The organism is Nocardia sp. NPDC058518 (genome assembly GCF_042719655.1).
GTDB lineage: Bacteria > Actinomycetota > Actinomycetes > Mycobacteriales > Mycobacteriaceae > Nocardia.
Genome location: NZ_JBHXNJ010000038.1, coordinates 9,250 through 18,389, shown reverse-complemented (window position 1 = coordinate 18,389; position 9,140 = coordinate 9,250). Strand labels below are relative to the sequence as shown.

Below are 9,140 nucleotides of genomic sequence, written 5' to 3'. Positions count from 1 at the left end.
GCCGCGGTACCTGTCGGCCCGGGGTGGGGCCCCGCCCCCGGGCCGGGGGCCCCCCGGCGATTGGGGTGGGGGGCCGGCACGAACGCCTCGAAAGCAGGCGCGAAGCCGATGTCTCGAATCAGACGGCAGCCGAGGCCAGCGCCTCGGTCGACGCCACCGCCTGGCCGACACCGGCGACGATCGCCGCGGCCCGCAGCGACTCGAAGATCACCTCGCGCGAGACACCCGCCTCGCGCAGCGTCTTCTCGTGCGCCTCGAGGCAGTGCGCGCAGCCGTTGATCGAGGAGACCGCGAACGACCACAGCTCGAAATCGGCCTTGTCGACACCGGGGTTGCCGATGATGTTCATCCGCAGACCCGCCCGCAGGTCGTCGTAGCGACCGTCCAGGAACGCCTTACCGCGGTAGAACACGTTGTTCATGCCCATGATCGACGCGGCACCGAGCGCGGCGTCGTACGCCTCGGCCGAGAGCACGTCGGCGGCCTCTTCAGCGATCTCGCGCAGGGTGGTCGCCGACCGGGTGGCCGCGGCCGAAGCGAGCAGGGTGCCCCACAGCTGCTGCTCGTTGAGCACCGTGGTGCGGGCCAGCGAGGACAGATTGAGCTTGAGGTCCTTGGCGTACTCGGGAAGAGAGTTCTTCAGGTTCTCGATGCTCATGACAGTGGGGCTCCTCTGGGGTGTTTCGGTAGGGAAGGGTGAATCAGACGCTGGCCGAAAGGAGTTCGCCCGCGTCGATGGTCGGGTCGCCCTTCTTCCAGTTGCAGGCGCACAGCTCGTCGGACTGCAGGGCGTCGAGCACGCGCAGCACCTCGTCGACATTGCGGCCGACCGAACCGGCGGTCACCGAGACGAACTGCACCTCGTTGTTCGGGTCGACGATGAAGGTGGCGCGATCGGCGACCCCGTCGGCGTTGAGAACGCCGGTGGCAGCGGCAAGTTCACGCTTGAGGTCCGACAGGATCGGGAAGGGGAGGGTCTTGAGATCCTCGTGCTGGGCACGCCACTGGAAGTGCACGAACTCGTTGTCGACCGAGGCGCCGAGCACCTGCGCGTCACGATCGGCGAACTCCTCGTTCAGCTTGCCGAACGCGGCGATCTCGGTCGGGCACACGAAGGTGAAATCCTTGGGCCAGAAGAACACGATGCGCCACTTGCCCGCGTGGTCGTCGCTGGTGATCTGGGTGAAGTAATCGTCGGGCTGCTGCGCGTCGACCTTGGAGAGATCGCCTCCGATGACGGCCTTGAGGTTGTATGCCGGGAACTGGTCGCCGATGGTCAGCAGAGCCATGCTTCGTCTCCTCATTCGTGGGTGGTTGATGTCAGCCTACTGAAAGGTAAAGCCGATTGCTGGTCGTACACTGATAGGTGTGAGTGATCAGACTTATCAGCCAACCCTGTCGCAGCTGCGTGCGTTCGTGGCCGTCGCCGAATACCGGCATTTCGGCACCGCCGCAGCGCGTTTGACTGTGAGTCAACCCACGTTATCGCAGGCACTGGCATCACTGGAAAACGGACTCGGGCTCCAATTGATCGAGCGCAGCACCCGCCGCGTGCTGGTCACCGCCGCCGGGATGCGGCTGCTGCCGCAAGCCAGGGCGACGCTGGAAGCCGCCGATCGATTCGTCGCCTCGGCGACCGGCGACACCCTCGGCGGCACGCTGCGCCTCGGCATCATCCCGACCGTCGCGCCGTATGTGCTGCCCGAGCTGCTGCCCGAATTACGCCGCAAACTGCCCGGGGTGGTGCCCCAGGTGATCGAGGACCAGACCTCGCGCCTGCTCGACGGCCTGCGCACCGGTGTGCTCGATGTGGCGGTGCTCGCGCTGCCGAGCGAAGCGAGCGGCCTGGTCGAGATCCCGCTCTACAGCGAGGAGTTCGTCCTGGTCACCCCGCGCGGGCACGACCTGGCCGGGCGCACCGACCTGGCCGCGCCCGCACTCGCCGATCTGCCACTGCTGCTGCTCGACGAGGGGCACTGTCTGCGTGATCAGACCCTTGACCTGTGCCGCTCGGTCGACGTGCAGCCCGGGACGGTCGGTGACACGCGCGCCGCGTCGCTGACCACGGTGGTGCAATGTGTGGCGGGCGGGCTCGGCGTGACACTCATCCCGGAGATGGCCGTGGCCGCCGAGACCGCGCGCGCGAGTCTGGACACCGCGCGCTTCGCCGACCCCGCCCCCGGCCGCACGATCGGGCTCGCATATCGAGGGTCATCCGCGCGGGCCGCGGACTACGAATACCTCGCAGCGGTCATCCGATCCAAGCGCCCTTTCTGATCTCATCTGTTCGAACGACGAAATTCCCGACCGCCGGTGCTGTTCTTGAAAGCGGTGACGATCCCGACTCGGGACCGACACGACTCGTAGTCAGACAGTCGAAGGAATGGTCATGTACAAGATTCGTTCAACCATCGCGGTGCTCGCTTGTGCGCCGCTGATCGCATTAGGTGCCGGTGTAGCCGGCGCAGCACCCGCGGCGGATCCTGCCCCAGCCCCCGTCGCACCGGTTCCTGTTCAGGTCGAGCCCGTCGTGTTGTCGCCGTTCATCACCATCCCCGGCGCTTTCCTGGCGTGTCTTCCGGTCCTGGTGACAGTGCCGTTCCTCTACCCGGTATGCGTGGTCTGACACGCCGATGCCAGCAACCAAGAGGAGTAATCGAGTCACTCCCGCACCACAGTGCGGGAGTGTCCCTATGGCATGGGGTCGATGGTGGCAGGTCGCCGCCGCATTGCTGCTGATGTGGGCGACAGTCGGGACAGCGCAGGCGGCTGCCCCGGTGACCCTCGGTGGCGGATCCGGCATCATCTTCGATGACGGGTCGACCTGCACACTCACCACCATCGGCTTCGACGGATCGGGTCAGCTGGTCGGCTTCACCGCGGGACACTGCGCGGTGGCCGGAGCCGGAGTATCCGCGGAAGCTGATCAAGAGGCCGGGTCCGTCGGCACCGTCGCGTTCACCAGTACCGACCTCGACTACGCGGTCATCCGCTTCGACGCCGGTCTGGTCAACCCGGTGAACTACGTCGGCTCGACCTCGATCACCGGTGTCGGACTGCCCGCGCAGTTCCCGGCCGTCGCCTGCAAGGAAGGACGAACCACCGGGCAGACCTGTGGTTTGGTCTACGGCGATGTTTTCGGCGGGGCCAATTGGACGCTGACACAGATCTGCGTGATCGTCGGTGATTCCGGCGCGCCCGTGGTGGTCGGATCTACCCTCGTCGCCATTGTCAACGGCTACGTCGCGGTGCCGTGTATCGGCCCGCAAGTGGGCGCGAATTTCACCAGAATTCTCGACGATGTGAATTCCCGCGGCGGCGCTGGGGTGGGATTCCACCCGATTTAATATCGAATATCACTGCGCCGAAATCGCGGTGGTCGATAATAACCGGACCAATTCGGCCTGCCGGTGTGTTTTCGTCTTGGCGAAAATGTGCTGTAAATGAGTCCGGGCGGTATATACCGACACGGAGAGTTCACCGGCGACGGCGGGGAGTCCGTCGCCGCGCAGGACGCACAGTGCGACCGATACCTCCGCGTCGGTCAAACCGTAGAGCTCGTGCAGCACAGCCGGATCCGGTGTCGGTTCATGATCCGGATCGGTGATCGCCACGAGCGCGGCTCTCGGCCACAGCCCGTTGCCGGATGGCGTGTCCAGCGCGGAGATCCGCAGGATCAGCGACCGCTTGCCCGAAGGACGGGCCACGGCCACGTTCCCGCCGCCGAACTCCGAGTCGGTGGCCTCGTCGATCAGCTGGCGCAGCCGGTCCTGCACCTGTGCGGAGTGGGCCCGTAGATGTCCGAACGAGTCCACCGTCAACCCGTCGGACTCCCGCGCGATGCGCTCGGCCGCGGCGTTGGCGAACACCAGTGCGGTGTCGGCGGTGACGATCATGATGCCGTGGTGGGCCTTCGTCAGGGCCGCGAGCGCGAACGCCCGTTCCCGCGCCATGCCGACCAGCTTCGCGCGAGTGTGTAGCGCGGCGCGCAGGTGCGGGACGAGCACTCGCAGCAGGACCGGACCGCCGGGCTGGTCGATGATCGCGCCGTGGTCGGGCATCGTCAGACACAGCCACGACGACGGCAGATCGCCGGTGAGCCGAGCGACGAAACTGTTGGCCAGGCCGTTCGCCCGCACCGCCGCGGTGCCGCCGCCGTTTCCGCACCCGAACAGTTCCTCGCCGGTCGCGGTGGCACCGACCGGCAGCCGATTCACGCGTACGGCGCCCGCGTCGAGTTGCTTGCGCACCTCGGCGGCGGTGATCGCGCCCGCGGAATTGACCTCGACGCCGCCGTGGGCAGGGTCGGCGATCACGAGAAAACCGTGCATCGCGTCGAAGGTATCGGTGATCTCGCGAACCACTCCATCCCAGCGGTCCGGTTCGGTGCCTGCGGTATGTATTTCGGCGATCAAGTTCGAAAAGCGTTGTAGCGCAATCGACATGACTGGCCTTCCTCGGGCACTGATCGCGCGCACGATGTTTCCGTACGGCGGGGCCTTCCGAGTTGCACCAACCCTCCCATCGTAGTCGATCGACGGCGGGCACAACATCGGTCCACAGTCTCGTTCCGGTTGCGGCAGCGGCCTGATCACCTGCTATTTTGAACGTTGTTCAATTCTGTTGTGAAGGATGTTTGCCGTGTCTGAAGTCGAGAAGAACGCGAAGCCGGTGACCGGGTTCGCCGCACGGGACATGGCGCAGATCGCGGTGTTCGCGGCGCTGATCGCCGCCCTCGGCCTGCCGGGTGCGATCACCGTCGGGTTCAGCGGGGTACCGATCACGCTGCAGACGCTCGGGGTAATCCTCACCGGCGCGATCCTGGGCGCCCGCAAGGGCACTGCCGCGGTGGCGGTGTTCATCGCGCTGACCATGATCGGGCTGCCGCTGCTGTCCGGTGGCCGCACCGGACTCACCGCGCTGGCGTCGCCGACGGCCGGCTACCTGATCGGCTGGATTCCGGCGACGCTGGTCATCGGGCTGCTGACCGCGATGATCCTGCCGAAGTATCCGATCGTGCTCGGCCTGCTGATCAATGCCCTCGGCGGCATCGTGATCATCTACCTGTTCGGCACCGCGGGACTGCTGGTGCGCACCGATCTCAGCCCGTGGGCGGCGGTGTCGACCAACTTCGCGTTCGTGCCGGGTGACCTGGCCAAGGTCGTGATCGCCACGGTCGTGGCGAAGGGTGTGCATCGCGCCTATCCCGGGCTGATCCGTGGCTGATCGCCGGGCGTCGTGAGCGAAATCGTCGTCGACGCGGTGGGACACCGTTTCGGCGATCGGAGCGTGCTGCGCGATATCGACCTGCGGATCACCGAACGCCGGGTCGGATTCATCGGCGCCAACGGGTCGGGCAAATCGACGCTGGCCCGCATGCTCAACGGACTGCTCAAGCCCTCCACCGGCACCGTCACCGTCGACGGACTCGACGTCGCCCGCAAGGGCGCGCAGGTGCGGCGCAAGGTCGGCTTCGTGTTCACCGATCCCGACACCCAGATCGTGATGCCGACGGTCGCCGAGGACCTCGCGTTCTCGCTGCGCCGCAGCGGCCTGAGCAAGGCCGAGATCGCGGCACGGGTGCGGCGAATGCTCGACCGCTTCGGCCTCGCCGCCCACACCGACCATCCGGCACACCTGCTCTCCGGCGGCCAGAAACAGCTACTGGCCATCGGTTCCGCGCTGATCCGCGAGCCCGAGGTGATCGTGGCCGACGAACCGACCACGCTGCTCGATCTGCGCAACGCGCGGCGGGTTTCGCAGGCGCTGAACTCCCTCGACCAGCAGGTGATCGTGGTGACCCACCAGCTCGGACTGCTCGACGGATTCGATCGAGTCGTGGTGCTGGACAACGGTTGCGTCGTGTTCGACGGCCCCCCGGTGGCGGCGATCGACGCGTATCGGCAACTGATCGAATGATCGGCCTGTACTGCCCCGGCGACTCGCTGCTTCACCGGATGCCGGCTGGAGTGAAGCTGGCGCTGTTGCTGGTCTCGATCCTGGCGATGACGGTGTTCGTCCGCGGCCCGCTCGGAGTGCTGGTCGCGGTGGCGCTGGTGGTCGGCCTGTTCGCGCTGGCCCGTATCTCCTGGCGGGTGGCCTTCGCTCAGGTGCGCCCGGTGCTGTGGATGACCGCGATCATCGGAGTGTTCCAGCTACTCACCACTTCGCCGATGCGGGCCGTTGTGGTGTGCGGGGTGTTGCTCGTTTCGGTCGCTCTCGCCGCCCTGGTCACGGTGACCACGCGCGTGACCGACATGCTCGACGCCCTGACCCGCGCGCTCGGACCGCTGCGTCGCGTCGGGGTGAACCCGGAGCGGGTGGGTCTGCTGCTCGCCCTGGCGATTCGGTGCGTTCCCTTGCTGGCACAGATCGTCCACGATGTCGGCGAGGCGCGGCGAGCGCGCGGGGTGTCATGGTCGGCGACCGCACTGGTCACGCCGGTATTGGTGCGGGCGTTGCGGACCGCCGACGCGATGGGGGAGGCCCTTGCGGCTCGTGGGGTCGACGACGACTGAGCACGTGTGGGAATCGGCTCTTGCCATTCCTAGACGACCGGTCGTATAGTTTCTCGCATGGCACGACCACGGCGCAGCGACGACACGCGAGCTCTCCTCATCGAGGAGGGCGCCGTCGGCCTGCTGTCGCAGGGCTACCACGGCACCGGCATCAAGCAAGTGCTCGACAAAGTCGGCGTGCCGAAAGGTTCGTTCTACAACTACTTCGACAGCAAAGAGAGCTTCGCGCAGGCGATCATCGAGCATCACTCGCTGTGCGTGCAGCGCAACCTCGCCGCCGCCTTCGATACGGCGCCGGACCCGCTCAGTGGCATCCGCGCCTTCTTCGCGACCATGACCGAGGATTTCGTCACCGCCGAATACACCGGCGGCTGTCTGATCGCCAACCTCGGCGCGGAACTGGAAGGCAGTGAGCTGCTGCGGAATTCGCTGTCGACTGCCTGGGCGGCGTGGCGTGACGGCGTGGCCACCGCGCTGGGTGAGGCGCAGGCGCAGGGTACTGTCCGCGCCGATATCGACGCCGTGGATCTGGCGGATCTACTTCTCGAATCCTGGGAGGGCGCGGTGATCCGGATGAAGATCGACCGCACCGTCGAGCCGCTCGACAAGTGTCTGCGCCGACTGCTCGACGACTACTTCCGGCCGTAACCCCCGTCGGCGCCGGTCCGGTGCCGATTCGACCAGCATTGTCGGCCTACGGGTCGGTCTCCTTTCGGTCGCCATTTCAAGACGACCGGTCGTATATCATTCGAAAGGATCAGTTCATGTCCACAGCGAAGACGGTCGTCGTGACCGGTGGTTCCAGCGGCATCGGGCGTGATGTCGCTCGTGCGCTCGTCGCCCGAGGTGACAATGTCGTCCTTGGCGGGCGCGACGCCGACAAGCTCGCCGAGGTCGCCGCCGAACTGGCCGCGCCCGAACAGGTGGCCACCGTGGTCGGTGACATCGCCTCGCCCGCAACGGGTTCGGCGTACGTGCGTACCGCGCTCGATCGGTTCGGCCGGGTCGACGCGCTGATCAACAGCGCGGGCGTCTTCGGTGCCACGCCGTTCGTCGACGTCACCGAGGACGAACTCGATCGCTACCTCGGCGGCAACCTCAAGGGCACCTACTTCACCACCCAGGCCGTCGTTCGACAGCTGCTCGCCCAGGGTGCGGGCGGCAGCATCGTCAATATCGGCACGGTTCTGATCGACCACGCGCTGGCCGGTCTGCCCGCCTCGGCCGCGCTCATCAGCAAGGGTGGCGTGCACGCGCTCACCACCAGCTTGGCCGCTGAATTCGCCTCCGCCGGAATCCGGGTGAACGCGGTGGCTCCCGGCATCATCCGCACCCCGCTCTTCGGTGACGGCGACGAGCGCGCCTCGGGTGCGCTGGCGCTGCTGAACCGGATCGGCGAGGTCGCCGACACCACCGCGGCCGTGCTGTATCTCACCGACGCCGAGTTCGTCACCGGCCACATCCTGCCCGTCGACGGTGGGTTCATTTCCGGTCGATCCGCCTGAGTCGACGAAAACCGCTCCTACCCAACGGAGTCGGGTGCGCAGCTGCCCGACCGCCGGTCATCCTGTGAAAGCTGTACCCATCGAAAGGACACGCTCATGCCGTACGTGAACATCAAGGTCACCGACGAAAACGTCACCACGGAACAGAAGTCGCGGCTCATCGAGGGCGTCACCGATGTGCTCTTCGAGGTACTCGGCAAGAACCCCGACAGTACCTACGTCGTGATCGACGAAGTGCCGCTGACGGATTGGGGCGTCGGTGGAGTGAACGTCGCCGAGTATCGCGCCCGTCGAGCCGCCACGGAGTGAGTGGTCGGCGCTGTCACCGGGCGAGAGCGAGGGGCCGACTCACAGTGGACCGTCGAACTCGATCGAGGCGTCCAGGGCGAACCAGCCCATGGATGTCAGTTTCGCACCGCGCTTGAAGTAGCTGGGTCCCAGCCACAGACCCGGCTCTATCTCGCGCAACTCGTCGTAGATCCGGTGGGCTGGACCGGGCTTTCCGGCTCGGAGATCGTCGTAGTCCAATCGCACGGCCGCGCGGCCGTCGACCGAGGATGCGCCGACCGTTGCCACGAAGTTCAGCGCCCGCATACCGCCGAGCAGGCGGAAGATGTTGTGCCCGAATGCCATCCCGCCGTCCACGTGACGAAAGGACTTACCGACCCAGAAGTAGGCGGGACGGTCCATCAGCGGTCCGAGCAACCGGGTGCCGGTCGCGGGGAAGGACCGCATCACCAGGTCGCCGGTCAGTCGGCCGAAATCGGATGCTGTCGTCTCCGCCGCCTCGGTGAACAACTCCGTGAACGCGGCGATCCCCGTCGTGGACAGGGCATCGAGGCGGGGACGTTGGTCGGATGGTCGGTGGACCGGCATCAGACCGTTCCCGGACAACGGTGTCGGCTTCATGGGCGGACTCGATTCTGTCGCAACTCGGTCTTCGCATGGTGCCAAGTCGCGGCGCGCCCCGGTGCCGGTTTCGCCGGACCCATGACAGCGGGGGGGGGGGGGGGGGCGCGCACCCCCCCCCCCCACGACACGGGAGGGGGCGACAGCCCATCCCGCCCCCCCCGCCCGCACCCCTCGTCAGGGGCCCCGCACCCCCCCACGCGGTGGG

Annotated in this window: 13 protein-coding genes; 9 read left to right on the top strand and 4 right to left on the bottom strand. The window is 66.8% G+C overall.

Annotated features, from left to right (window positions below; translation table 11 throughout):
- Positions 1 to 118 precede the first annotated feature (118 nt).
- Together ACFWPX_RS35825 and ACFWPX_RS35820 are read right to left on the bottom strand one after the other, a co-directional pair.
- A complete protein-coding gene (locus ACFWPX_RS35825; RefSeq protein WP_378905620.1) occupies positions 119 to 658 on the bottom strand; it encodes a carboxymuconolactone decarboxylase family protein in 540 nt (179 codons plus the stop codon).
- A 43-nt stretch (positions 659 to 701) separates the two neighbouring features.
- Positions 702 to 1,289 (bottom strand): peroxiredoxin, encoded by a 588-nt coding sequence (locus ACFWPX_RS35820; protein ID WP_378920252.1) that lies wholly within the window; start codon positions 1,287 to 1,289, stop codon positions 702 to 704.
- A gap of 79 nt (positions 1,290 to 1,368) precedes the next feature.
- On the opposite strand from ACFWPX_RS35820, the gene ACFWPX_RS35815 reads away from it, so the two are divergent.
- From ACFWPX_RS35815 to ACFWPX_RS35805, 3 genes are all read left to right on the top strand, one after another.
- Positions 1,369 to 2,277 (top strand): hydrogen peroxide-inducible genes activator, encoded by a 909-nt coding sequence (locus ACFWPX_RS35815; RefSeq protein ID WP_378933180.1) that lies wholly within the window; start codon positions 1,369 to 1,371, stop codon positions 2,275 to 2,277.
- 112 nt (positions 2,278 to 2,389) lie between these two features.
- On the top strand, positions 2,390 to 2,626 hold the full coding sequence (locus ACFWPX_RS35810; RefSeq protein WP_378933177.1) for a hypothetical protein: 237 nt from the start codon (positions 2,390 to 2,392) through the stop codon (positions 2,624 to 2,626).
- A 67-nt stretch (positions 2,627 to 2,693) separates the two neighbouring features.
- Positions 2,694 to 3,347 carry a serine protease gene (locus ACFWPX_RS35805; RefSeq protein ID WP_378933175.1) on the top strand — a complete coding sequence of 218 codons (654 nt, stop codon included), beginning with the start codon at positions 2,694 to 2,696 and terminating at the stop codon, positions 3,345 to 3,347.
- 9 nt (positions 3,348 to 3,356) lie between these two features.
- On the opposite strand, the gene ACFWPX_RS35800 is transcribed toward ACFWPX_RS35805, so the two are convergent.
- Positions 3,357 to 4,445: a helix-turn-helix transcriptional regulator gene (locus ACFWPX_RS35800; RefSeq protein ID WP_378933172.1), complete on the bottom strand. Its 1,089-nt coding sequence runs from the start codon at positions 4,443 to 4,445 to the stop codon at positions 3,357 to 3,359.
- Positions 4,446 to 4,695: 250 nt separating this feature from the next.
- Here ACFWPX_RS35800 and ACFWPX_RS35795 point away from each other — a divergent pair, with 250 nt between their 5' ends.
- The 6 genes from ACFWPX_RS35795 (at position 4,696) to ACFWPX_RS35770 (ending at position 8,332) form a co-directional block, all read left to right on the top strand.
- The gene (locus ACFWPX_RS35795; RefSeq protein WP_378933250.1) at positions 4,696 to 5,226 is read left to right on the top strand and encodes a biotin transporter BioY; all 531 of its coding nucleotides are present in this window, start codon (positions 4,696 to 4,698) and stop codon (positions 5,224 to 5,226) included.
- Positions 5,227 to 5,238: 12 nt separating this feature from the next.
- Complete coding sequence (locus tag ACFWPX_RS35790) at positions 5,239 to 5,919, top strand: energy-coupling factor ABC transporter ATP-binding protein (protein WP_378933169.1); 681 nt, start codon at positions 5,239 to 5,241, stop codon at positions 5,917 to 5,919.
- On the top strand, positions 5,916 to 6,518 hold the full coding sequence (locus tag ACFWPX_RS35785; RefSeq protein ID WP_378933167.1) for an energy-coupling factor transporter transmembrane component T family protein: 603 nt from the start codon (positions 5,916 to 5,918) through the stop codon (positions 6,516 to 6,518). Before ACFWPX_RS35790 ends, ACFWPX_RS35785 begins: the two co-directional genes overlap by 4 nt.
- A 57-nt stretch (positions 6,519 to 6,575) precedes the next feature.
- Positions 6,576 to 7,166, top strand: coding sequence for a TetR family transcriptional regulator C-terminal domain-containing protein (locus ACFWPX_RS35780; protein WP_378920268.1), 591 nt, complete (start codon positions 6,576 to 6,578; stop codon positions 7,164 to 7,166).
- 116 nt (positions 7,167 to 7,282) lie between these two features.
- Positions 7,283 to 8,023 (top strand): SDR family NAD(P)-dependent oxidoreductase, encoded by a 741-nt coding sequence (locus ACFWPX_RS35775; RefSeq protein ID WP_378933164.1) that lies wholly within the window; start codon positions 7,283 to 7,285, stop codon positions 8,021 to 8,023.
- A 96-nt stretch (positions 8,024 to 8,119) separates the two neighbouring features.
- On the top strand, positions 8,120 to 8,332 hold the full coding sequence (locus ACFWPX_RS35770) for a 4-oxalocrotonate tautomerase family protein (RefSeq protein WP_378933161.1): 213 nt from the start codon (positions 8,120 to 8,122) through the stop codon (positions 8,330 to 8,332).
- A 39-nt stretch (positions 8,333 to 8,371) separates the two neighbouring features.
- Here the strand turns inward: ACFWPX_RS35770 and ACFWPX_RS35765 are convergent, their stop codons facing one another.
- Positions 8,372 to 8,932: a hypothetical protein gene (locus ACFWPX_RS35765; protein ID WP_378933158.1), complete on the bottom strand. Its 561-nt coding sequence runs from the start codon at positions 8,930 to 8,932 to the stop codon at positions 8,372 to 8,374.
- Positions 8,933 to 9,140: the final 208 nt, after the last annotated feature.

Excerpts from the sequence above, each read along its gene's own strand:
- ACFWPX_RS35825 (WP_378905620.1), bottom strand. The coding sequence starts at position 658 with ATGAGCATCGAGAACCTGAAGAACTCTCTTCCCGAGTACGCCAAGGAC.
- ACFWPX_RS35820 (WP_378920252.1), bottom strand. The coding sequence starts at position 1,289 with ATGGCTCTGCTGACCATCGGCGACCAGTTCCCGGCATACAACCTCAAG.
- ACFWPX_RS35810 (WP_378933177.1), top strand. The coding sequence starts at position 2,390 with ATGTACAAGATTCGTTCAACCATCGCGGTGCTCGCTTGTGCGCCGCTG.
- ACFWPX_RS35805 (WP_378933175.1), top strand. The coding sequence starts at position 2,694 with ATGGCATGGGGTCGATGGTGGCAGGTCGCCGCCGCATTGCTGCTGATG.
- ACFWPX_RS35800 (WP_378933172.1), bottom strand. The coding sequence starts at position 4,445 with ATGTCGATTGCGCTACAACGCTTTTCGAACTTGATCGCCGAAATACAT.
- ACFWPX_RS35795 (WP_378933250.1), top strand. The coding sequence starts at position 4,696 with ATGGCGCAGATCGCGGTGTTCGCGGCGCTGATCGCCGCCCTCGGCCTG.
- ACFWPX_RS35785 (WP_378933167.1), top strand. The coding sequence starts at position 5,916 with ATGATCGGCCTGTACTGCCCCGGCGACTCGCTGCTTCACCGGATGCCG.
- ACFWPX_RS35780 (WP_378920268.1), top strand. The coding sequence starts at position 6,576 with ATGGCACGACCACGGCGCAGCGACGACACGCGAGCTCTCCTCATCGAG.
- ACFWPX_RS35775 (WP_378933164.1), top strand. The coding sequence starts at position 7,283 with ATGTCCACAGCGAAGACGGTCGTCGTGACCGGTGGTTCCAGCGGCATC.
- ACFWPX_RS35770 (WP_378933161.1), top strand. The coding sequence starts at position 8,120 with ATGCCGTACGTGAACATCAAGGTCACCGACGAAAACGTCACCACGGAA.
- ACFWPX_RS35765 (WP_378933158.1), bottom strand. The coding sequence starts at position 8,932 with ATGAAGCCGACACCGTTGTCCGGGAACGGTCTGATGCCGGTCCACCGA.